Source organism: Nocardia sp. CA-135953 (genome assembly GCF_050955735.1).
Classification (GTDB): domain Bacteria; phylum Actinomycetota; class Actinomycetes; order Mycobacteriales; family Mycobacteriaceae; genus Nocardia.
The window spans coordinates 6,876,826-6,898,480 of record NZ_CP192082.1 but is presented as its reverse complement, the minus strand read 5'-3'; the positions used below and the strand labels follow the sequence as shown (position 1 = coordinate 6,898,480).

Annotated in this window: 19 protein-coding genes; 8 read left to right on the top strand and 11 right to left on the bottom strand. The window is 66.6% G+C overall.

From position 1 onward, the window contains the following. Window positions 1–150: 150 nt before the first annotated feature. A complete protein-coding gene (locus tag ACQPXH_RS31420; RefSeq protein WP_433600033.1) occupies window positions 151–834 on the bottom strand; it encodes a DedA family protein in 684 nt (227 codons plus the stop codon). 19 nt (window positions 835–853) lie between these two features. Continuing rightward, window positions 854–1,591, bottom strand: a complete 738-nt coding sequence (locus ACQPXH_RS31415) for a DedA family protein (RefSeq protein ID WP_433603643.1) — start codon at window positions 1,589–1,591, stop codon at window positions 854–856. Window positions 1,592–1,915: 324 nt separating this feature from the next. Here ACQPXH_RS31415 and fbaA point away from each other — a divergent pair, with 324 nt between their 5' ends. Continuing rightward, window positions 1,916–2,950 carry a class II fructose-bisphosphate aldolase gene (fbaA, locus tag ACQPXH_RS31410; protein ID WP_433603642.1) on the top strand — a complete coding sequence of 345 codons (1,035 nt, stop codon included), beginning with the start codon at window positions 1,916–1,918 and terminating at the stop codon, window positions 2,948–2,950. Between the two features lie 31 nt (window positions 2,951–2,981). Beyond that, window positions 2,982–4,100, top strand: a complete 1,119-nt coding sequence (locus tag ACQPXH_RS31405) for a BTAD domain-containing putative transcriptional regulator (RefSeq protein ID WP_433600032.1) — start codon at window positions 2,982–2,984, stop codon at window positions 4,098–4,100. 4 nt (window positions 4,101–4,104) lie between these two features. Here the strand turns inward: ACQPXH_RS31405 and ACQPXH_RS31400 are convergent, their stop codons facing one another. Both ACQPXH_RS31400 and ACQPXH_RS31395 read right to left on the bottom strand, forming a co-directional pair. Further along, window positions 4,105–4,443: an excalibur calcium-binding domain-containing protein gene (locus tag ACQPXH_RS31400; RefSeq protein WP_433600031.1), complete on the bottom strand. Its 339-nt coding sequence runs from the start codon at window positions 4,441–4,443 to the stop codon at window positions 4,105–4,107. A 43-nt stretch (window positions 4,444–4,486) separates the two neighbouring features. Next, entirely contained in the window at window positions 4,487–4,870 is a 384-nt protein-coding gene (locus ACQPXH_RS31395) for an excalibur calcium-binding domain-containing protein (RefSeq protein WP_433600030.1), read from the bottom strand. A 302-nt stretch (window positions 4,871–5,172) separates the two neighbouring features. On the opposite strand from ACQPXH_RS31395, the gene ACQPXH_RS31390 reads away from it, so the two are divergent. Beyond that, the gene (locus ACQPXH_RS31390; protein WP_433600029.1) at window positions 5,173–6,624 is read left to right on the top strand and encodes a DUF4185 domain-containing protein; all 1,452 of its coding nucleotides are present in this window, start codon (window positions 5,173–5,175) and stop codon (window positions 6,622–6,624) included. 10 nt (window positions 6,625–6,634) lie between these two features. On the opposite strand, the gene ACQPXH_RS31385 is transcribed toward ACQPXH_RS31390, so the two are convergent. Continuing rightward, window positions 6,635–7,705, bottom strand: a complete 1,071-nt coding sequence (locus tag ACQPXH_RS31385) for a fused (3R)-hydroxyacyl-ACP dehydratase subunits HadA/HadB (protein ID WP_433600028.1) — start codon at window positions 7,703–7,705, stop codon at window positions 6,635–6,637. 116 nt (window positions 7,706–7,821) lie between these two features. Continuing rightward, window positions 7,822–9,276 (bottom strand): Rv0361 family membrane protein, encoded by a 1,455-nt coding sequence (locus ACQPXH_RS31380; protein WP_433600027.1) that lies wholly within the window; start codon window positions 9,274–9,276, stop codon window positions 7,822–7,824. A 1,882-nt stretch (window positions 9,277–11,158) separates the two neighbouring features. Between ACQPXH_RS31380 and ACQPXH_RS31375 the strand changes: the two genes are divergently transcribed. Both ACQPXH_RS31375 and ACQPXH_RS31370 read left to right on the top strand, forming a co-directional pair. Next, window positions 11,159–11,608: a DUF3151 domain-containing protein gene (locus ACQPXH_RS31375; protein ID WP_433600026.1), complete on the top strand. Its 450-nt coding sequence runs from the start codon at window positions 11,159–11,161 to the stop codon at window positions 11,606–11,608. Window positions 11,609–11,707: 99 nt separating this feature from the next. Then, window positions 11,708–12,811, top strand: coding sequence for an FUSC family protein (locus tag ACQPXH_RS31370; RefSeq protein ID WP_433603641.1), 1,104 nt, complete (start codon window positions 11,708–11,710; stop codon window positions 12,809–12,811). Between the two features lie 295 nt (window positions 12,812–13,106). Here the strand turns inward: ACQPXH_RS31370 and ACQPXH_RS31365 are convergent, their stop codons facing one another. Next, the gene (locus tag ACQPXH_RS31365; protein ID WP_433600025.1) at window positions 13,107–13,892 is read right to left on the bottom strand and encodes a site-2 protease family protein; all 786 of its coding nucleotides are present in this window, start codon (window positions 13,890–13,892) and stop codon (window positions 13,107–13,109) included. A gap of 2 nt (window positions 13,893–13,894) precedes the next feature. Then, window positions 13,895–14,557: a hypothetical protein gene (locus tag ACQPXH_RS31360; RefSeq protein ID WP_433600024.1), complete on the bottom strand. Its 663-nt coding sequence runs from the start codon at window positions 14,555–14,557 to the stop codon at window positions 13,895–13,897. A 406-nt stretch (window positions 14,558–14,963) separates the two neighbouring features. Here ACQPXH_RS31360 and ACQPXH_RS31355 point away from each other — a divergent pair, with 406 nt between their 5' ends. From ACQPXH_RS31355 to ACQPXH_RS31345, 3 genes are all read left to right on the top strand, one after another. Then, a complete protein-coding gene (locus ACQPXH_RS31355; protein ID WP_397055527.1) occupies window positions 14,964–16,253 on the top strand; it encodes an adenylosuccinate synthase in 1,290 nt (429 codons plus the stop codon). A gap of 81 nt (window positions 16,254–16,334) precedes the next feature. After that, on the top strand, window positions 16,335–18,944 hold the full coding sequence (locus ACQPXH_RS31350; RefSeq protein ID WP_433600023.1) for a LuxR C-terminal-related transcriptional regulator: 2,610 nt from the start codon (window positions 16,335–16,337) through the stop codon (window positions 18,942–18,944). A 73-nt stretch (window positions 18,945–19,017) separates the two neighbouring features. Continuing rightward, window positions 19,018–19,230: a hypothetical protein gene (locus ACQPXH_RS31345; protein ID WP_433600022.1), complete on the top strand. Its 213-nt coding sequence runs from the start codon at window positions 19,018–19,020 to the stop codon at window positions 19,228–19,230. Window positions 19,231–19,242: 12 nt separating this feature from the next. Here the strand turns inward: ACQPXH_RS31345 and ACQPXH_RS31340 are convergent, their stop codons facing one another. The 3 genes from ACQPXH_RS31340 to ACQPXH_RS31330 all read right to left on the bottom strand — a co-directional run bounded on the left by ACQPXH_RS31340 (window position 19,243) and on the right by ACQPXH_RS31330 (window position 21,644). Next, window positions 19,243–19,995: a DUF427 domain-containing protein gene (locus ACQPXH_RS31340; protein WP_433600021.1), complete on the bottom strand. Its 753-nt coding sequence runs from the start codon at window positions 19,993–19,995 to the stop codon at window positions 19,243–19,245. A 38-nt stretch (window positions 19,996–20,033) separates the two neighbouring features. Then, the gene (locus ACQPXH_RS31335; RefSeq protein WP_433600020.1) at window positions 20,034–20,483 is read right to left on the bottom strand and encodes a MarR family winged helix-turn-helix transcriptional regulator; all 450 of its coding nucleotides are present in this window, start codon (window positions 20,481–20,483) and stop codon (window positions 20,034–20,036) included. Window positions 20,484–20,567: 84 nt separating this feature from the next. Next, entirely contained in the window at window positions 20,568–21,644 is a 1,077-nt protein-coding gene (locus tag ACQPXH_RS31330; protein WP_433603640.1) for an acyl-CoA dehydrogenase family protein, read from the bottom strand. Between the last annotated feature and the right edge of the window lie 11 nt (window positions 21,645–21,655).

The following is a 21,655-nucleotide window of genomic DNA, read 5'->3' as shown; positions in this document are numbered from 1 at the left end:
GTTTCCGGCTCGAGTCCGGCGGCGGCACACCACCCATCGGCATGCTGGACCGGTTGCGCACGCACTCGAATTGCGGTTCGCCGCCCGGTTCGAGAAAACCGATGCCGCCTGATCCGGCACGGGACGCGGGCAGTTGCGCCGGTCAGCGAGTCAAAGCGAGGCTGTTTTCGTATCGTCGCCGGCGGTTTCGAGCCCGAAATCCTCGGCGGGTTTGGCGATCTCCTGGCGGTAGTGCCGGATGCCGATGGCGGTTCCGATGATCAGCCCGACCACCAGGGTGCCGATGACACCTGGCATCAGCCATGGCACCCGGTCCAGGAAACTGCCCGCGTAGTAGCCGATGAGCAGCAGCACCGGCGCCCAGGTAATGGCGCCGACCGTGCTGGCCACGGTGTATTTACGATGATCCATCCGCGCCGCGCCCGCGACCATCGGGCACAGCGTGCGCACCCATGGGATCCAGCGCGAAATGAGTACCGCGAGGAAGCCGTGCTTCTGCAGCAGTTCGGTGACCCGCTGCAGGTTGCGGGTGTTGATATAGCGGCCGTTCTTCCTGGCCACCAGATGATGGCCGGTGCGATGCCCGATGACATAGCCGACCTGGTTGCCCGCGATGGCCGCGATCATCGCACCGATGGACAACGCCCAGACATGGGCCTCGCCCGCGGCGTTGGAGGCCATCACGATGCCCGCGGTGATGAGCATCGAGTCGCCGGGCAGGAACAACCCGATGATCAACGCGCATTCGAGAAAGACGAAGGTCAGTACCACCGTCCAGACGAGCGCGGGCCCCGCCGAGGTCAGCGGATCGAAACTGCCCACTGCTAGGGGCAACTGCGCCGTGGACACCGGCTCAGTGGGTCGGCTCGTTCGTCGAGGCGGTCAGCGCGGCGTCGTCGTGCTGAGCGGCCTCGTAAGTGCCTGATTCGCGGCGCTCCCGGCGCCCTCCGTGGTTACGCTCCGCTGCCTCCTCCGGGCGCGTCGCTCGCGCCGCCGGACCGCGGTTGAGCACCTTCTTGGCCACCGCGATGATGCCGGGCAGGATCGAGATAAGGACGATGAGCAGGAAGATCGGCTCGATGTTCTTGCGAATGAATTCGATATTGCCGAGGAAATAGCCGAGCACCGTGACTCCGCCGCCCCACAGGATGGCGCCGACGATGTCGAAGGTGACGAACTTGCGGTAATCCATCTTCGACACACCCGCCAGCACCGGCATGAACGTGCGGATGATCGGCACGAATCGGGCCAGGATGATCGTCTTCGGTCCGTGCTTTTCGAAGAAGGCATGCGTCTGGGTGACGTAATGCTTCTTGAACAACCGGGTGTCTTCCTTGTGGAACAGTGCGGGCCCGATGGCCCGGCCGATCCAATACGCGCATTGATCACCGGCGAAGGCGGTCACCATGACGGCGGGCAACAGGATCCAGATGGATACCGGCGGATTGTCCGTCGCGGACAGCAGGCCGCCGGTGAACAGTAGCGAATCGCCCGGGAGGATCGGGAAGAGCAGACCGGTCTCGATGAAGACGATCACCAGGATCGCCGGGAGCACCGCGTTCTCGAGCCACGTCTCCGTAAGCAGGTGCATCGGGTCCAGCAACTGGGTAAGTGCGACGTTGCTCGTCACCGATTCTGTCGCTGCCAGCAGAATCACGCGGCCTCCTGTCCCGGGTACGGCTGGCCTGCATTGCTTGCCACCGCATCGGAAGCTGCCAGCGCAATTACGTCGCCAACAGTACCGGGTCCAACTGAGAAACCTCTTGCTGTGCGAAAAGTTCGCCTCGTCCGACCGGCCGGTCCGTATTGTCAACCCGCCGCACAGAGCGGTCCCCGCAGATCGCGCGAAAGCCCGCTGGCCTAGTCTGTGGACTGACAGAATTGTCTTTTGCCGCACAACACGGAGGTCTTCACAGTGCCCATCGCGACTCCGGAGGTCTACGCCGAGATGCTCGGTCGGGCCAAAGCGAACTCCTTTGCCTTCCCGGCCATCAACTGCACCTCCTCGGAAACCGTCAACGCGGCCATCAAGGGCTTCGCCGACGCGGGCAGCGACGGCATCATCCAGTTCTCCACCGGCGGCGCGGAGTTCGGTTCGGGCCAGGGTGTGAAGGATATGGTCGTCGGCGCGGTCGCGCTGGCCGAATTCGCGCATGTGATCGCCGCGCGCTACGACGTGACCATCGCGCTGCACACCGACCACTGCCCCAAGGACAAGCTGGACACCTTCGTGCGGCCGCTGATCGCCATCTCCCAGGAGCGGGTGAACGCGGGCAAGAACCCGCTGTTCCAGTCGCATATGTGGGACGGATCGGCGATCCCGATCGACGAGAATCTGGAGATCGCCAAGGAGCTGCTCAAGGCGACCAACGCAGCGAACATCATCCTCGAGGTCGAGATCGGCGTCGTCGGCGGTGAAGAGGACGGAGTCGAGGCCGAGATCAACGAGAAGCTCTACACCTCCTCCGAGGACTTCCAGAAGACCATCGACGCGCTCGGCGCGGGCGAGAACGGCAAGTACCTGCTCGCCGCGACCTTCGGCAATGTGCACGGCGTGTACAAGCCGGGCAATGTGGTGCTCAAGCCCGAGGTGCTGGCCGAGGGGCAATCCGTCGCGGCGGCCAAGCTGGGTCTGGCGGCGGACGCGCAGCCGTTCGATTTCGTCTTCCACGGCGGTTCCGGCTCGCTGAAGTCGGAGATCGAGGATTCGCTGCGCTTCGGTGTGGTGAAGATGAATGTCGACACCGACACCCAGTACGCGTTCACCCGGCCGGTGGCCGCGCACATGTTCAGCAACTACGACGGTGTGCTCAAGATCGACGGCGAGGTCGGCAACAAGAAGGCCTACGATCCGCGCAGCTACCTGAAGAAGGCCGAATCGGCCATGGCGGCACGTGTCGTCGAGGCGTGCAATGATCTGAAGTCCGCGGGTCGCTCGATCAGCGCCTGACCCTATTTACCCTTCGGGGGGCATTGAGCACATGGTTCTGGATGTGCGCGTGCTCGGGCCCGTTCGACTGCTCGTCGGTGGTGAACCGGTGGCAGTAGGCGGACCCAAGCCGCGAGCGTTGCTCGCCGCGCTGACCGTCAATCGACGGCGTGCGGTGGCTTCGCCTGCGCTGGCCGATATGGTCTGGAACGAGGATCCGCCTGATTCCTACGCCGCCAGCCTGCAGGTATTCGTCTCGAATATCCGTAAGGCACTGCGTAATTCGGGCGTGGATCCGGCCATGGTGCTGCGCACCGAATCATCCGGCTATCGACTCGAGATCCCGGAGGATGCCTGCGATCTCGGCCGCTTCGAGGCGGCCAGGGATGCGGGCACGCGCGCCGCCGAAGTCGGCGACCATGTGGGCGCGTCGCAACTGTTCGGAACCGCGTTGCGCGAGTGGAGCGGTCGGGCCTTGGCCGACCTGGCCGGACTGCAGTTCGCCGACGGTTTCGCCACCGCGATGGACGAGGAGCGGCTGCAGGCCGCCTCGGCGCGTATCGATGCCGAAATCGCCTGTGGGCGTGCGTCATCGGTGATCGGCGAGTTGGTCTCGATGACCAATGAGCATCCGCTGCGCGAACCGCTGTGGGGTCAGCTCATCACCGCGCTGTACCTATCCGGCCGACAGGCCGACGCGCTGGACGCGTGCCGTCGGGTGCGCACAGTGCTCGCGGACGAACTCGGTATCGATCCGGGCCCGGTCCTGGTCGATCTCGAACAGCGGGTGCTGCGGCAGGAACCGCTGAGCACGATGGAGCTCAAGCGCACCGAGCGGCTGGCCGCGGCGATGACCGAGACGGTCACCGAGATGCCGCGTGCGGTCCGCAGTGGTCAGCTGCGCATGCCGGACGGCCGGGTCACGGCAATCGCGCAGGGCGGCATGCGAATCGGCCGGATGACCGATAACGATCTGGTCCTCGACGATCCGAAGGCCAGTCGCTACCACGCGCACATCATGCCGAGCCGGGCCGGGTTGCTGATCAAGGATCTGCATTCGGCCAACGGCGTATACGTCAACGACGAGGCGATCGAGAGCGGTGCGCTGCTCGCCGACGGCGACAATATCCGTATCGGCGCAACGGTCCTGGTGTTCCAGGCCGTCCAGTAATCGCTCAGTCGCAGGCGATGCCGTCCCCATCCGGATCCAGATACGGGTTGTATCCGGGCTGACCGCGATAGAGCGGCAACTTACCCTCGGCCCGAACCTGATCGCAATCGGTGTAATACCTCGGCGACTCCTCCTCCTTCGACTTCTCCGGCGGCGGCACATTCGACCCCTTCGGCCCCGGCCGATAAGACGGTACCGGAAGCGAACTATCAGGCCCGGCAATGAATTGGACGGCAGACGAATCGGCAGCGACGATCGGCGACGCGATCGCGAGGCCGCCGACCACCAGACAGGCGGCGCCGAACGCGGGTACAGCACGGCGATAGATCAGTGAAGCGTTCACATCCTCCATCCTGCTCCGCTTTCCGCGCCGATGTCAGTGCGCTTTATTCGCAGGCGATTCCGTCGTTATCGCGGTCCAGGTGGGACGCGTATCCCGGGTCACCGCGGTGCAGCGGTGCTTTTCCCGCTCGCCGGACCTCGTCGCAGTTCTTGTAGTAGGGCGCCGGTTGGGTCTGCGGTGGTTGTGATTGCGGCGGTTGCGCCTGGGGTGGTTGTGCCTGGGGTGGTTGTGATTGCGGCGGCGGATTGCTCGGCGAGTTCTGTTGGGGTTGTGCGGGCGGGCAGAACTGGGCGGACCCCGAGTTGCACAGCAGGTCGGTGAGTGGATCGGCGGTGACCGTCGGTGCCGCGAATGCGATGGCGGCGGAAGCGATCAGGATCGCCGAAGCGGTTCCGAGCAGCGACCTGGGGTGCAAAGCAGGCTTCATGGGTGTCCTCTGGTCGAATGAGAACCACCGGAGGCCCTTTGCTCCCCCGGTGGACGGCCACTCACCCCGACTCGAGTTGTCGTGTCGTGGACGCTAGCAGGCGGTTGTCCTGCGGTCCCGGAAATGGAGTAGGAGTTTCCTGTTAATTTCTGGATGTCCGTGCGGCGCATAGGCTATTCGGTCGGTAAGTCGGACGGGGCGAAGCGGGCAAGACGGGTAGGGTCGGGCCCTGGTGCACAGCATCGCGGAGAGCATCGATGTGGCGGGTGTCAATTGTTGCGCGAGATATAGAGGGGTTGCGGATGGCTCGGCGGTGGGTGGCGGTGTTCGGGGTGGTCGTCTGCGCGGCCGGGGCATTGACGTGCGCGGCACGAGCCGGTGCAGCGCCGGAGCAGACCCCGGCGGCCGGGCCGTGTGTGACGGATCCGCCCGCGACACATGAAGGCTTGATACCCGAGACGCTCGACGTGCCGATTCCGTATCCGGTGATCACCGTGCTGCCGCCGGATCGGCCCGAACCCGCGCCGGTTCGGACGCAGATGCAGTTGCCGCCGGATCCCTGCACGAATCCGTGCCCGGATCTGACCGACTTACCTTCGCTGCCGCCGAGTCCGGCGAGCCAACTCGGCATTCCGGAAATTCTGTTGAGCCCCAAGCCTTTCCACTTCGCCATTCCGGGACCGGGACCGGACCCCGGTCAGGTGCCGCCGCCTCCGCCGCGGGTGGATCCATCGACCGAGCCCGCTCCTTCGACCGCGGCTCGCCCGACGCCACGGGTCGGCGCGGTCACCGAGGTGGCCAAGCAGACCGGCGCGCATTCGGTCAATCGGACCGATAAGCGCTGGCAGGTCGATGGCACCGATCTCGGCATCATGTGGGAGAGCGCGCCGGGGGAGATCGCGACCGCCTTCGGTGACACCATCGGACGCGGCTTCCACCCGCCGGGCGGAATGGGATCGGATTGGCGCAGCAATGTGCTCGCATTCAGCACCGATCGCGATCTCACCGACGGCATGACCTACGACCGGATGGTGACCGACGACCGCTGCCACGCGGCCGAGGTGCTTTCCAGCCGCAAACTCGACAATGTCGAGGTCACCACGATTCCGACCTCCGGATTCGCACTCGGTGCGCGACAGTACCTGAGCTACATGTCGATTCGCACCTGGAACAGCATTCCGGGCACGTTCTTCACCAATTACGGCGGCATCGCCTATTCCGATGATCACGGTCAGACCTGGACCAAGGATCCCTACGCGCGTTGGGACAACATTTTCGGCCTCGCGAATTTCCAAGTGAGCGCGATGGTTCCGCATGGCGACTACGTGTACATGTTCGGCACGCCCAATACCCGCCTCGGCTCGGTCGGCCTCGCGCGAGTGCCGAAGGATCAGCTCCTCAACACCACCGCCTACCAATACTGGCGAGACGGAAACTGGACTCCGGTAGGCGGATCCGGCTCCGCGAGCCCGATCGTCGACGCGCCCGTCGGTGAGTTGTCGGTGCGCTTCGACGCCTCCCGAAACGTCTGGCAGATGAGCTATTTGGACACCGCGAAAGCGGCACTGGTCGTCCGCGAAGCGAATTCACCGCAGGGCGTGTGGTCCGATGGCGCACCGACGGTGACGGTGCGCGAATATCCCGAGTTGTACGGCGGATTCATCCACCCCTGGTCCTCGGGTCCGGACCTGTACTTCAACGTTTCGACCTGGAGCGACTACAACGTCTATCTCGTGCACGCGACCATCGAATGAGGTTGCGCCGCTAGGCGAGGCGAACCTCGGCGATGGCCCGGCCGAAGAGTTTGCGGCCCGCCGAATTACCCGCGAGCACAATGGTCGCGGTCCGTCGGCGCGGATCGAGCGATTTGATCTTCCCGCTGAATTCGACGGCGCTCGGCGCCTCGGCGGTCACCGGAACGAATCCGGCGAACCGCACGCTGAACTTTTCGATGGCGGTCGGATCACCGAGCCAGGAGGTCAGATAGTCACCGGCCAGGCTCATGGTCAGCATGCCGTGCGCCACCACTGTCGGCAGTCCGGCCAACTGGGCCGCGCGCTCGCTGAAGTGAATCGGGTTCGGATCGCCGGAAACGCCCGCATAGTTGGTCAGATCGCCGCGCGTCACATGCGCGGTCTCGGCCGGGAGCTGATCGCCGACGGCCAGCCGGTCGAAGTCCGGGAGCGAGCGCACGGATGCGCTGCGCGCCGCGGGCTGTCCGGGGGGCGGGGCATCCGCGGGCAAGGCGACCAGCGGGCCGCTGTCCGCCATCGTGATATCACCGACGGTGACCGGGAGTGCGTGCATCATGATGTTCTCGACGGCTGCCGCGATATTCGGATCCACCTCGACACCGCGGCGCGCCACGATGGTGGTCGAACCCGATACCACGATCTCGCCCTGCTGGTTGGTCAGCGAGAAGGTCACCAGGATGAAGTCGTTATCGCCGAACTGGCGGATCGAGTCGATCATGATCTCGGTGCTGAGCCGGTCGCCCGCCAGGATCGGGCGGGTGAGCTCGAAGACCTGGTCGGTCTGCAGGATCTGGGACAGGTCGTATTCGGTGAGTACCGTGTCCAGCAGGACCCTGGTCGCATTGATGCCGATGACCGAGGCGAAGGTCGGCGGCGCGATGATGCCGCCGTAACCGAGCTCGAGCGCATCGGGTTCGGAATAATGCGCACCGTGGCGACTCTGCGTCGCGCGGGCGAACTCACGGACCTTCTCCCGGCCGACCGAATAGTGTTCGCGAACCCGGAACCGGCTTCCCGCCAGCGTGGCTGTCTGCTCGACTACTTCGACTTCCGGCTTTTCGATTGTCTGCTCCCTGACCATGATCCGGGCCATGCTACTGGCGAACCGGTCTGATAACCAGGTAAGTGTGACGTTCGCTACCGGTTAGAGGGCTTACCTTTTGGATATGTCCTGCTGGACTCGGCGTCACCGTTCGGCTAGGGCGTCCCGGCACTCGGCGGGTCACAGACCTTCCAGCCGTCCGCGGTCTGCTCCAGATCGAAAGTCCGCGCCGAGCGCTTCGTCGGATCCGCGTCGGTGTACACGGAGGCCTGCGCGATCGCCGTCTTGTCTGTGATCTTGATCGCATCGACGCTCGCCACCACGGGAATGTTCTTGCGATCCATCGACAGCTGGTGCACGCCCGCGAACTGGTCCGCCGCAATGCCCTGATAGAAATCGTGCAACTGTCCGCAGGTGGTGTTGCGCAGCGCCGCGAGATCGCCGGATTTCAGCGCCTGGGTGTAATCGGTGATAGAGGCGCGCACCTTGGCCTCCGGGGAGTTGTCGCCCCGGCTCCCGATGAGCGCGACCGCGAGCCCGATCACCGCGATGAGCACCACCGCGGCCGCACCGAGGAACAACCAGCGCTTCGAGCGCTCGGCCGGTGCTTCGGCGGCCGCCGGTTGCTGACCGGGCGGCGTGATGCGCTGCGGCTGGGCCATCGGTCGTGATCCGGTGACCGGCTGCGCGGGTCGAGTCAGCTGGGTATCCGCAGGTGACGGTGCCGACGCGACCTGACGCGGCCGTCCTGGCCCGCGCGGCGCCGAGGGCGCGGTCTCCTCGACCCCTGGCCCACTTTGCGAAGGCCCTTGCGCCCCAGCCTGTTTCGGACCCGCCGCCGGACGTGGTGTGCTCGGCGGCTTACTGATGGGACCGGGCCGCGCCGCAGGCGCAACGACGCGGTCGGTACCGGGCTTGGTCCCGGCATCGGTCCGCATTCGCAGCGTGGCGTCCTTGTCGGCCGGCTTCTGTATCGGCAGTGCGACGGTCTGCTCGGCATCCAACTTCGAAACCACCGGCATGGCGATCGTCTTGTCGTCCGCGTCCGCCAAATCCGGCTCGTCCCGCGTCGGCGCAGCAGTCGCTTCCTCGGCGGTCGACTTCGCCTTCGGATCGATCCGGCGCATCACCATGGTCGCCGCATCCGCACCCGCGGCATCGTCGACCTTGTCGGCCGCTGTCGCAGACTTGGCCGCAGCCGAATCCCGCTGAATTACAGCGGTTTCCGCAGCGGATCCGGTCGCCGATACGGGGGTGTCACCCGGTGGCGAGGTTTCAGACGGTGGCTCAGCTCCCGTCGGAGTAGTCGATTCAGCGGCACTTGATGCGGTCGCCCTCGACTCATCTCCTACCGTGGCCTCGGCATCGGAGGCCGCAGCGGCAGTTCCACCGGCCGCGGCAGCCGCGGACTTCGCCGTACCACCAGCGGACTTGGCGGCGGGACCACCTCGTTTGATCACGACGGTCGGTGCATTCGGCCCGGAGCCGGTATCGGTTGCTCCGCCGGAGCGGCCAACCGGCGTCGCCCCACCCGGAGCTGCCGCACCCGGTGCCTTCGTGGGAGCCGTCTTGCCCTCGACGCCATTACGCGAGGTCTCCGTGGTCTTCACTTCGGAATTCGCCGCGTCACCGCCGGACCGTGTGGAATCGGCAGCTGCGCCCGGTTTCGCGGAACCGGGCGCAGACGCCGCCGCGCCGCCATCTCGTCGACCCGCGCCACCCGGGTTGGTTCCGCCGCCGGGCGCTGCAGGTGAGGCTGTGCCGCTGTCTCGTCGGCCGACACCACCCGGCCCGATTGCGCTGCCCTGCGCAGGTCCTGACGCAGCCGCGCCGCCATCTCGTTGGCCCGCGCTGCCGAGCGTTGTTGGTGAGCTGCCACCTCGCTGGGGCGCGGCGTTGGGGTTGGTGCTGCCGGGCGTTGGGGTTGGTGAGGTTTTGCTGCTGTCTCGTTGGCTTGTGCTGCCGGGCGTTGGAGCATGTGAGGTTGCGCCGCTATCTCGCTGGCCAGCATCGCCTGGCTTTATTGCGTTACCCGGTGTGGGAGCAGATGGGGCAGCGCCGCCACTGCGTTGGCCCGCGCCGCCGGAGTTGGCTGCGCCGCCGGAGTTGGCTGCGCCGCCCGGCCTGGTTGGGCTGCCCGGCGTGGGAGCAGATGGGCTGCCGCCACCTCGCTGTGCCGTGCTGCCGAGGTTGACTGCGCCGCCCGGCGCGGGAGTCGACGAGGCTGTGCCGCTATCTCGCTGGCTTGCGCCGCCCGGCCTCGATACGCCGCTCGGTGTTTGCACGGATGGTGTTGCGCCGCCACCTTGTTGGCCCCCGCTGCCTGGCTTGGCAGCTATTTCCGGCGCAGGCGAAGCGCTGCCGCTGTCTCGTCGGCCCGCGCCGCCTGCGGCGGTTGCATTGGGCCTAGTTGCGCTACCCGGTGCGGAAGGCGAGGCTGCGCCGGAATCTCGCTGGCCCACGTTGCCCGACCATGTTACGCCGGTCGGCGTCTGAGCGGATGGTGTTGCGCCGCCAGCCCGTTGACCTGTGCCACCTGAGTCGGAAGTCGATAACGGCGCATTGGCTGCTCCGCCCGACTGGCTGGGTGCCGCCGGCTTCCCGAGCGCGGCGATATCCCCGGTTGCCGCGCTCGACTGCCCGGCACCGGGCGACGGCTGCTTCGGCGACGAACCCGCGGGAACTGGCCGCGTCGGTGCGCTGGCGGTCCCCTCTTTCGCAGCCGAACCGCTTCCCGATGGCGCACCGGATCCCCGAGATACGCTCGGCCCCGACGAGGCGGGGACCGGTCGGGTCGGAGCAGTGGCCGAGCCGGCGCCGCCTCCCGAAGTGCCAGCCCCCAAGGGGGTGCCGGAACCTGTGACCGGACCAGGGCGTGTGGGCGCGGATCCCGACGAGCTGGGCCCCGAGGGGGTGCCGGAGCCTGTGACCGGACCAGGGCGTGTGGGCGTGGATCCCGACGAGCTGGGCCCCGAGGGGGTGCCGGAGCCCGTGGCCGGACCAGGGCGTGTGGGCGCGGATCCCGACGAGCTGGGCCCTGACGATGAGGGGAACGGGCGGGTCGCGTCAGCCGTGCTTTCCTTCGCGGTAGCCCCGGCGCCCGAGGAGCTGCCCGTTCCCGACGGGGAGCCGGTGGCCGGACCGGGGCGCGCGGGCGCACCCCGGTCGGAGGGGTTGGGCGATGTGGGTGTCCGGTCAGCGGGCGCGGCTGGGCGCGGGTCAGCTCCCGCTTCGGTGGGGCGGCCGGGATCTTGTGCCGGGCTCTTCTCGTCGTTCGGGTCGGACACCTATAACCCCTCGGTCGGGCGGAACAGTTTGAACTCGACGGCCAGCCTAGCCAGCAATTCGGTCGACTGTGATGATTCCCCTGCGCCGTACGCCGCCTGGTCCGGCTCGACAGCGGCGGGCGGGCGCGACAGGTGGGCTGGGCCTTGCTCAGGCAGGGGAACACCGTGTCGGCGCGACATGCACGCGCAGTGCACAATGAACCGCATGACCTCGTTCGGTGACTTGCTCGGACCGCAACCGGTACTCCTGCCCGAAGACTCCGATGCGGAGGAGGCGCTGCTGAACAATGCCGATCCGGTGCAGGTCGCGGCCGCGCATCCGTCGGCTTCGATCGCCTGGGCCCATCTCGCCGAGGCCGCGTTGGAGCGCGGCGGGGCCGAAGGCGATACACAGGTGGTCAATCACGACATCGTCGCCGCGTACGCGTTCGCGCGCACCGGCTACCACCGCGGCCTTGACCTGTTGCGGCGCAATGGCTGGAAGGGTTTCGGGCCGGTGCCGTGGAGCCACGAACCCAATCGCGGTTTCCTGCGCAGTGTCGCCGCGCTGGCCAGGGCGGCCAGGGCGGTCGGCGAGACCGAAGAGTACGCACGCTGCCTAGATCTGCTGGAAGACTGCGACCCACGCGCCGCAGGTGCGCTCGGCCTCGACTAAGTGATTGCGGCATCGCGGAGCGATTCGATGAGGGGTGGTGGTCGGGCGAAGGGTGGACTCGACCCGAACTCCCCGGTAGGTGTCGCCCGCGACAGCGGCATGGAGAAGCTGCGCAGCTCGTGGGCGCGTCTGCGATTGTCCGCGCTGCCGATTCTGCAATGCGCGGTCGGTGCGGCGCTCGCCTGGTTTATCGCGCACAAAATAGTCGGGCACACCCAGCCCTTTTTCGCACCGACCGCGGCCGTGGTGTCGATCGGCATTTCGTTCGGCGCCCGGCTGCGCAGGTCGGTGGAGTTGGTGGTCGGCGTAGCGGTCGGCATCGGCATCGGCGACCTTTTCATCACCCGCGCCGGCACGGGCGTCTGGCAGATCGCCCTCGTTGTCGCGGTGGCCATGGCGCTGACGGTATTCCTGGACGGTGGTTCGATCATCACCATGCAGGCCGCCGGTTCGGCGGTGTTGGTCGCGACGCTGCTGCCGCCGTCGGCCGGCGGCGGCTTCTCGCGCATGATCGACGCGCTCGTCGGCGGGTTGGTCGGCGTTGTTGTGGTCGCATCGATACCACTGCATCCGGTACGTCGGGCCCGCGAGCAAGCCGCGGAAGTCCTTGCGGTACTGGCGAAGTCGCTGCACGGGTGCGCCGACGGTCTGCTCGAACAGGATCCGGAGAAGATCCGCATGGCCTTGACCGCGGCCCGCGCGACCCAGCCCCAGATCGATGGACTGCGCTCCACCCTGGAGGGCGGCCGCGAGATCAGCCGGATCTCCCCGCTCTATTGGAATTCCCGCCAGCGCCTGGACCGCATCCGCGCCACCGCCGACCCGCTCGACAATGCCGTCCGCAATTCGAGGGTGCTGCTGCGCCGTTCCCTGACCCTGGTCCAGGATGACGAAATCCTCGACCCGCGACTGATCGAGGGACTGGAGCGCCTGGCCCAAGCCGTCGAGGTGGTGCGCCGGATGATGCTCGCCGATCCGGGCCAGCAGCCGGATCAGGCCGAGGCCGCCCGGGTGCTGCGCGGCATAGCCAAGGCCGCGCGACCGGAACTCGTTGAGGGTGCGGGACTTTCGGCCCATGTGGTCTTCGCGCAGATGCGCTCCATGCTGGTCGATCTCATGCGGGTCTGCGGCATGCAGCGCATCTCGGCCATGGCTCTGCTGCCCCCGACGGTCCCGAATCCGCACGTGCCGCCGGCGGAATGAGCCGACTACTCAGCGGATTTCGGACATACTCCCGCCGCTGCGGAACCGCGTGCTCGGCCCCGGGCACCCGAATCATGATCTTCGCGTAGTCCGCTACTCGTGTTCGCGGCTGCCCGGGGTCATAGCCTCGAGAGGCAACCGCGGTTACGAGGGGTAGCGCGGTTGGGACGCTTCGCCCGACGGCGAACCGCCCTACCGGCCATATGGTGTGGTGGCCGGGCGGGTACGGGCGCGCAGCGGTCGTGCGAAGAGGTTGCCCGGTCCGGGAGGTCGGATCGGGCGGCCGGGACATCGGCTAGGTCCAGAACCGGGTGAGCCAGCTGCCGTACCGCGACCAGTCCGCATCGACCCCGGACAACTCGTACAGCGAGTACACCGCATCGAAGAACACCTTGTTGATCGACGGCGTGAACAGCAGCGCGAACAGGATCAGCATGCCGAACGGCTTGAACTGATCGAGGGCCCGCCGGGTCTGATAACTCAGCGACGGCTCGACCACGCCGTATCCGTCCAACCCGGGCAGCGGCAGGATGTTCAAAAGCGTTGCGGTGATCTGCAGAAACGCCAGAAAGCTCAGGCCGTACCAGAACGCGCGATGCGAACTGTCACTGCCGAAAAACCGCACGACCACCAGCAGCAGCACCGCGCATACCGCATTCACCGCGGGCCCGGCGCCGCTGATGATCCGCTGCATGCGCGCGCTCACGTTATGCGTGTGCACGTACACCGCACCGCCCGGCAAGCCGATTCCGCCGAGTGCGATGAACACCATCGGCAACACGATCGACAGCAGCGGATGGCTGTATTTCAGCGGATTCAGTGTGAGATAACCCCGCAACTCGACCTCGCGATCGCCCGCCCGCCACGCCGTGTACGCATGCGCGAATTCGTGCAGACACAGCGTGACGATCCAGCCGAATACGACGAGCAGAAATACCCCGAACTTCGCCCGCGTCGACTGCACGTCGGCGTTCCATGCGAGCGCGCCACCGGCCACCGCGATCGCGATCACCAGCAGGAATATTGGGCTCGGCCGCCGCGAAACACCCGATGCGGGGCGGCCGTCTCTCGGAAAACGCATCGTCAACGCACCAGCAGCCAGTTTTCGTGATGCCGATAGAACGACGAGCGCGGCAGCACCCGATCGTTGGTGATGCCGTCCCTGGTCACCACGGCCCCCGGTGTGCCGAGCTGCGCGGCCCGCCCTTCCAGCCAGCGGCGCCTGCGGATGATGTTCTTCTGCACGCTCGCCCGCACTCCCGGCATGTCCAGCATGGGGGAGACGATCATCGCGTCGACCTTGCCGGAGAACAACTGGGCGTCGTCCACATAGGCTTCGCCCTCGAGCTTCTCGTCACCGGGCCCGGTGATCTCGGCCCGTCCGACCAGCACGGTTCCGGTGTCGTCGCGAATCAGCGGGGTTTCGACGGGCCGACCCTTCACCGCTCGTTTGGCGGCGGCGTTGCCGGTGCCGGTCTGGTAGGCACGCGAGCCGTAGGTCTTGTCGACGGGCACGTACCCGATCTCCACATGCAGTCGCTCGGTCCGCATCAGATTGGTCAGTACGGAGGCCAGGGCGGCATCGTCGCCGAGCACGATCAGCCGGGGCAGGCTGTCGGCGGCGAGGACGGGCAATAGCTCATCGATGACGCTGTTTTCCGGGATGGCGGTCGTCTGCGAGAGTGGCAGCGACGCGAGGGCGATGGGTACCGGTGCGCCGTCGCAACGGAGAACGTGGGTACTCAAACTGCCGTACACCCTCCTCGGTTCGGCCGACAACCCGTCGGTCACCCTCGCCACCTGTCGGCGGACCCATGGTCCGCCAGTGCCTCGCAACCATAGCTGTGTTTGATTGGCAGCGCCTGCGGCGCTGCGTGTTCGGGGGCCCTGGGTGTCTCGCGTCCGAGCGGCCGAGACTCGCGCCTTCGGCGCATGCGCTTCGGCCCCTCGGACGCGAGACGGGCCGCGAACGGTCGCTCGTAAGAGCATCTCGCTCCGTTGTGGCCGCGTAGACATCGACCGTTGACTGCGATCCGGACGGAGGCCAGGACGCAACTGGGCATTGGGTAGACTGTGCGTCCGGCCACCGCCTCGATACGGCAGGTAGCTGCAACAGATGGCTGTTGCGCGTCGAACCGTAGGAGACACGACCATGCCGGCAATCGTCCTGATCGGCGCCCAGTGGGGCGACGAGGGTAAGGGCAAAGCAACCGATCTGCTCGGTGGCAGGTTGCAGTGGGTGGTCCGGTACCAAGGCGGTAATAACGCCGGTCACACGGTCGTGCTGCCCAATGGCGACAAGTTCGCGCTGCATCTGATCCCGTCCGGCATTCTCACGCCGGGCGTGACGAACGTCATCGGCAATGGTGTCGTGGTCGATCCCGGTGTCCTGCTCGCCGAGCTGGCCGGACTGGAGGAGCGCGGCGTCGACACCTCCGGGCTGCTGCTCTCGGCCGATGCGCATCTGATCATGCCGTACCACGTGGCCATCGATAAGGTCACCGAACGCTTCCTCGGCAATAAGAAGATCGGCACCACCGGTCGCGGCATCGGTCCGTGCTATCAGGACAAGGTCGCCCGCGTCGGTGTGCGCGTCGCCGATGTGCTCGACGAGAAGATCTTGACCCAGAAGGTCGAGGCGGCCCTGGAGTTCAAGAACCAGGTCCTGGTGAAGATCTACAACCGTCGCGCATTGGACCCGCAGCAGGTGGTGGATGAGGTTCTCGGACAAGCGGAGAGCTTCAGGCACCGCATCGCCGATACCCGCCTGGAACTGAATCTGGCGCTCGAGCGTGGCGAGACCGTGCTGCTGGAGGGTTCGCAGGGCACCCTGCTCGATGTGGATCACGGCACATACCCGTATGTCACCTCGTCCAACCCGACCTCGGGTGGTGCGGCGGTCGGCGCGGGCGTCGGACCCAACAAGATAACGACGGTGCTCGGCATCCTGAAGTGCTACACCACCCGCGTCGGCTCGGGTCCGTTCCCGACCGAACTATTCGACAATTTCGGTGAATTCCTGGCCAAGCAGGGCGGTGAGGTCGGCGTGACCACCGGCCGAGCCCGCCGCTGCGGCTGGTTCGACGCGGTCATCGCACGCTATGCGACCCGGGTCAACGGCGTCACCGACTTCTTCCTCACCAAACTGGACGTCCTGTCGAGTCTGGAGCGGGTGCCGATCTGCGTCGCCTACGAAATCGATGGCAAGCGGGTCGAGCAGATGCCGACCACACAGACCGAATTCCACCACGCCAAGCCGATTTACGAAGAGATGCCCGGTTGGTGGGAAGACATTTCACATGTCGAGACGTTCGAGGAATTGCCCGCCAACGCCCAGGCCTATGTCTTGCGCCTGGAGGAGTTGTCCGGTGCGCGCATCTCCTGTATCGGTGTCGGACCGGGTCGTGACCAGACCATTGTCCGTCACGACGTGCTCGGCTAGGAGCTCGAGCAGCGGAGCCGGTGCGCCCCTTCATGGTTCGTTGTCATCGATCATGATCCGTGACGAACTACAGTAAGAGCTATGGCTCGGAACTGGCCGATGATCGAGCGCGAGACCGAGTTCGAAGCGATCCGCGCGGCACTCACCGGAACTGAATACGTCGGTGCGGTATTGACGGGCGACGCCGGAGTCGGGAAGACGACGCTGGCGAGACAGGCGACGGCTGCGGTAGGCGGCAATGTCCGGTGGGTGGCGGGTACGGAATCGGCCCGCAGCATTCCGCTGGGCGTATTCGCCCATATGGTCGGCGTTTATACCGCACACGATCCGGTGACATTCATGTCGGCCGCGCGCGAGGCGCTGCTCGCCGACGGGCACGCGATCATCGGTGTCGACGATGCGCACCTGCTCGATCAGCTTTCGGCCACACTGCTGTTGCAGCTGGCCATCGATAAGGCCGCGCATATCGTCGCGACCGTTCGTAGCGGGGTGCAGGTGCCAGATGCGGTGACCTCGTTGTGGAAAGACGGCCATCTGCTGCGCATCGACCTCACTCCGTTCACGCAGCAGCAGAGCGTCGATCTGGTCGAGTCGATGCTCGGTGGGCAGTTGGAAGGCTTCACGGCCAACCTGATGTGGGAGTCCTCCGGCGGAAACGCCCTGTTTCTACGGCATTTGGCTGAGGGCGCACTGGAGGCTGGCGCGCTGCGGCAGGTCAACGGCGTCTGGCAGCTGCGCGGCCGGGCCGCGGTGACCTCGGAATTGGCTGCGCTACTGGAGGATCGGGTCGAGCAGCTGCCGGAACCGGTGCTGCGGGTGCTCGAACTGCTCACCTTCTGCGAGCCCATCGATCTCGACGTGCTCTCCGAACTGGCCGGGGAGGAAGCCGTGGAGGCCGCCGAAACCCGCGGTCTCATCAGGGTTGTCGAGAACACCCACCAGTTGATCGTGCGCTACAACCATCCGCTGTTCGGTGAGGTCATCCGGCGCAGGCTCGGCATCGCCTCGGCCCGGCGGCTGCGCGGTCGGCTGTACTCCTCGCTCAAGGAACGCGCGATCAATTCCGCGCCCGACCGCATCCGGCTGGCCGAATTGGCCTTGGACAGTGATAAATCCGCCGATCTCGAACTCTTCGAGGCGGCCGCGGCCGATGCGATCGGGCTGGCTGATCTGCCGCTCGGTGAGCGCTTCGCCAGGGCCGCGGTGGAACGTCGCGGCGGGGTGGAGGCCGCGGATCTGCTGGCTCGGGCGCTGCTTTGGCAGGGCCATCGCATCGAGGCCGAACGCACCCTCGCCAGCTTCGATCCGGATCAGATGAACGAGGTGCAACTGGGCCGCTGGGGCAGCACCCGGGTCTCGAACCTGTTCTGGGCCATGGGCGATGCCGAGCGTGCCGACGAGGTGCTCGCGATGCTGCGCGGCAAGGTGCAGCATCCGAAGATCGTGGCCACCTTCGACGGCCTGGCCGCGGCGTGCGCGGTTCACGAAAATCTGCTGGAGGAAGCGTTTTCCGGGGCCGAGTCGGTGATGGAGACCGAAGGCGCACCACCGTGGGCGGTTTGGTGGGCAGCCTTCGGCGGTGGCCTGGCACTGGCGCTGATGGGTAAGGGCGATGCCGCGCGGCAGTACGCGGCACGCGGGCATCAGGTGGAGTCGCATATCGACGGACTCAACCGGTTCATCTCGACCCATGCCGAGGTGCTCGCGCTGATCTGCACCGGTGATCTCGAGGCCGCACGTCGGCGCGCCTCGGGGTATTTCGGCTACTCGGCACCGGGCCAGTACCTGGCGTGGGGCATGTCGAAGATCTTGCAGGGCACCGTCGACGTGGCGCAGGGTCGCTTCCCGGACGGGATCGAACATCTCGAACAGGCACTGGCCGCGCTTACCGCCGAGGGTGCCGCCGCTTGGCATATTCCGGCGAGAATCCGCCTGGCCGAGGCATATTCGGCACTCGGGCGCGCTTCGGAGGCGGCCGAATCCATTGCCGAGGCGGCCGCTCGCGGTGGCAGGCACAGCGCGGTCTACGACCCGCAGTTGGAGATCGCGCGCGCTTGCGCGGCCGCCGCGGAAGGCACCGTCACCCCCGCCATCCGACTGGCCATGGGCGCCGCCGACGCCGCCGCGCGCGCACATCAGCACGCCATCGAGGCCATGGCACTGCATGCCGCCGCGCGCTTCGGCGAGCATTCGGTGGCAGGCCGACTCACCGACCTGGCCGCCCGGGTCGACGGCGAACTGGTGCAGGTCCAGGCCCGCCATGCGGTGGCACTCGCGGCTCACGACGGACCCGGACTCGACGCGGCCGCAGCCGAATTCGAGCGCATCGGCGCCATGCTCTCCGCCGCCGATGCCGCCGCCCAAGCCGCATCCGCACACGAACGCGCCGGTGATCGCCGCCGGCTCCTCGAATCCGCGGCCACCGCGAACCGTCTCGCCGCGGCCTGCGGCGGTGCAGGCACGCCCGCATTGCGCCAAGCAGCCCAGCCCTTGCCACTGACCTCCCGCGAGCGTGAAATCGCCAATCTCGTTGCGGCAGGCCTGTCCAACCGTCAGATCGCCGATCGCCTCACGGTTTCCGTCCGCACGGTCGAGGGTCACCTCTACCGCGCCTGCATCAAGATGGACGTGACCGACCGCGAGTCCCTAGGGGCGCTGATGCGAGGTGAGTCCTCCGGCGGGGCCGGCTGAACCAGGGCGTCGCGATGGCCAGGGACGCCGCGACCCGCTCCGCGCGCGATCCGAGCAGTTGGGCGCGGCCATTGTGGACTTCGATCCGCTGCCGTTCGACGAGGACGCCGCGACACGGTATGGCACGTTGGTGGCACTGACTATGGCGGCGAAACGTGATCCCGAACCCCGCAGGATGGACCTGTTGATCGCGGCAATAGCGTCGGCTCGGGGGCTGCCGCTCTATACGCGCGACGGCAAGGATTTCCGTGGGCTGGAGAGCATGCTCGAGGTCGTTGCGGTCTGATGCGGCAAGCTGTCAGCTGAACGGGGTGTTGGGGCGGTCCTGGAGTTCGCTGTCGAGGTAGATATCGACCTTCTCGTTGTAGAAGCAGGCCAGGCCCGCGATCTTCTGGCTTTCCAGGAGGGGGGTGCGGTAGCCCCAGACGATGTCCGGGTATTCCTTGCCGTCGATGTGGACGGTCCAGTAGTCGGCGGTGCCCTTGTACGGGCAGCTGGTGTGGGTTGCCGAGGGCTTCAGCAGGTCCTGTCGGACATCGGTCAGGGGGAGGTAATACCTTGCGGGGAGGCCGGTTTCGAAGAGGATGCGGGGGGAGTGCGAGTCGGCGACAGTGGTGCCGTCGATTTCGACGCGGATATGGCGCGAGCTGGCGAGGATGTCGACGCGGGTGTACGGATCGCGCGGGTGGACGTAGACCGGCTCATCCTCTTCGAACCATTCGTCCATGGCGTTCCAGTCCAGGCGCACCAGCTCGTTCAGTTCGGTGAACGGGGAGTCGTGATAGCGCACCGCGGCTCCGGACGCGGTGGTGCCGTCGACGACCACGTCGTATCCGGTCGCGGTGCCGCGGCTCGGGGATTTCGCGCTGGTGCCGTTCGGCTCGAGTTTCGCGTGCAGATCCGCGACGGGCAGATAGTAGGTCGGGTAGTGCGGACTCTCCCAGACCAGGACCGGTCGGGCGGTATCGGCGACCAACTGGCCGCCGAGGTAGACCCGGACTCGCTTCTGGCTGGTCGCCACCTTGACTCGGCCACGCTTCTCATCGGTCATACTCTCCGACCGTACTCCGGTCCGACCAGCCGAGTCGGCTATCGCGACCTGGACAGATGCTGCGGCACCGACTTCTTCAGCGCGTCCAGCAGTTCCTTCATATCGCTTTCCATGCGGGCCAAACGTTCGATATCGAAACCGGTGAGCCCCGCCGCCATCGCCTCGCCGAAGGCGCCACGGGCACGCCTCAGGCGACTGCGTCCGGCCGGGGTGAGCTCGACGACGACGGCCCGGGAATCATCCGGATCCTTGACCCGGGAGGCGTATCCGTCCGCAACGAGCTTGCCGATCAGCGCCGTTGCCGCCGGCTGTGAACATCTATCGATACGAGCGAATTCACTGACGCGCACCGCACCGTGTTCATCGAGCACCGCCAGTGCGCGCATCACGGCTCGCGGCAGATCGTCGCCGCTGATCACCCCGACCAGCCGGGTCAGCCGGCCCGCGGTGACAAGAAGGTCGACCACGATGTCATCTGCTGTTGCCACCTGAGCCTGCTGCATAGAATATTATTACATACGCTAACTATGTATGGCGAGGGGTTGTGTACGAGACCTGTCCAGGCGTGACCGTCAGATGGTTGGTGTCAGCGGCCTGCGCGGCTGCCCGAACAACTCCGCATCACCATGTGCGCGCTTGAAGAACAGATGCGCGTCGTGCTCCCAGGTGATGGCGATGCCGCCGTGCAACTGGACCATCTCGGCCACGATGGTCGTGAATGTCTCCGAGCAGTGCGTCCGCGCCACCCAGACATCCTCCGCAGCGGACGGACTCTGCTCCGCCACCGCGACCGTCGCCGCATAGGACGCGGATTTGGCCGACTCCACCAGCACGTACATATCCGCCATGCGGTGCTTGAGCGCCTGGAAGCTGCCGATCGCCCGCCCGAACTGCACCCGGGACTTGGCGTATTCGACCGTCATCTCCAGGCACCGTTCGGCCGCACCGACCTGCTCGGCAGCCACTGCGGCCCAAGCGATTTCGTGCAGCCGTACGGTGAGCGCCGGATCCGCCGAAGCGAGCCGCCGCGCCGGAACCGCCGCAAACGTGATTTCGGCGAGCTTGCGAGTGGGATCCATAGTCGGGACGGCACGTCGGGTGACGCCCGCGGCTCCCGACTCGACCTCGAACAGTCCGTCAGATGTGACCACGACAAGAGTGTCCGCATGCGACCCGTCGAGCACGTAATGCGCTGTGCCGGACAGTGTTCCGCCTTCGGACTGCACACCCGGCTCATCCCAGCCGCCGGTGCCAGCCCAGCACACCGCGATCGTGCGGGCGCCTTCGGCAACCTCGGGCAGCAGCCGCGCACACGCCGCACTGTCACCGGACAACAGCACCGCCTGCACACCGAGCACGGCCGAACCCAGCATCGGCACCCCGGCCAGCGTGCGCCCCAATTCGGTTACCACCAGCAGGGATTCGACCAGGCTGGCGCCGAATCCGCCGTATTCCTCCGGAATCGCCAGCGCCGCGACACCGACCTGCTCGCACAGCAGCCGCCACAGCGTCTCGTCATAGCCGAGTTCGGTATCCATTGCCGCGCGCACGGCGGCGGATCCGGCGTGCTTGGCGAGCAGCGCCCGGACCGAGGCGATGAACTCCTGATGTTCGGTGCTCGGCCCACCCGTCGCCCGACCACCCCCCATCGAATCGCTAC

Coding starts and splice junctions, on each gene's coding strand:
- ACQPXH_RS31385 (WP_433600028.1), bottom strand. CDS start 7,705: ATGGTCAGGGAGCAGACAATCGAAAAGCCGGAAGTCGAAGTAGTCGAG.
- ACQPXH_RS31365 (WP_433600025.1), bottom strand. CDS start 13,892: ATGCGTTTTCCGAGAGACGGCCGCCCCGCATCGGGTGTTTCGCGGCGG.
- ACQPXH_RS31350 (WP_433600023.1), top strand. CDS start 16,335: ATGGCTCGGAACTGGCCGATGATCGAGCGCGAGACCGAGTTCGAAGCG.
- ACQPXH_RS31390 (WP_433600029.1), top strand. CDS start 5,173: ATGGCTCGGCGGTGGGTGGCGGTGTTCGGGGTGGTCGTCTGCGCGGCC.
- ACQPXH_RS31340 (WP_433600021.1), bottom strand. CDS start 19,995: ATGACCGATGAGAAGCGTGGCCGAGTCAAGGTGGCGACCAGCCAGAAG.
- ACQPXH_RS31330 (WP_433603640.1), bottom strand. CDS start 21,644: ATGGGGGGTGGTCGGGCGACGGGTGGGCCGAGCACCGAACATCAGGAG.
- ACQPXH_RS31370 (WP_433603641.1), top strand. CDS start 11,708: ATGGAGAAGCTGCGCAGCTCGTGGGCGCGTCTGCGATTGTCCGCGCTG.
- ACQPXH_RS31355 (WP_397055527.1), top strand. CDS start 14,964: ATGCCGGCAATCGTCCTGATCGGCGCCCAGTGGGGCGACGAGGGTAAG.
- ACQPXH_RS31395 (WP_433600030.1), bottom strand. CDS start 4,870: ATGAAGCCTGCTTTGCACCCCAGGTCGCTGCTCGGAACCGCTTCGGCG.
- ACQPXH_RS31405 (WP_433600032.1), top strand. CDS start 2,982: ATGGTTCTGGATGTGCGCGTGCTCGGGCCCGTTCGACTGCTCGTCGGT.
- ACQPXH_RS31375 (WP_433600026.1), top strand. CDS start 11,159: ATGACCTCGTTCGGTGACTTGCTCGGACCGCAACCGGTACTCCTGCCC.
- ACQPXH_RS31415 (WP_433603643.1), bottom strand. CDS start 1,591: ATGCACCTGCTTACGGAGACGTGGCTCGAGAACGCGGTGCTCCCGGCG.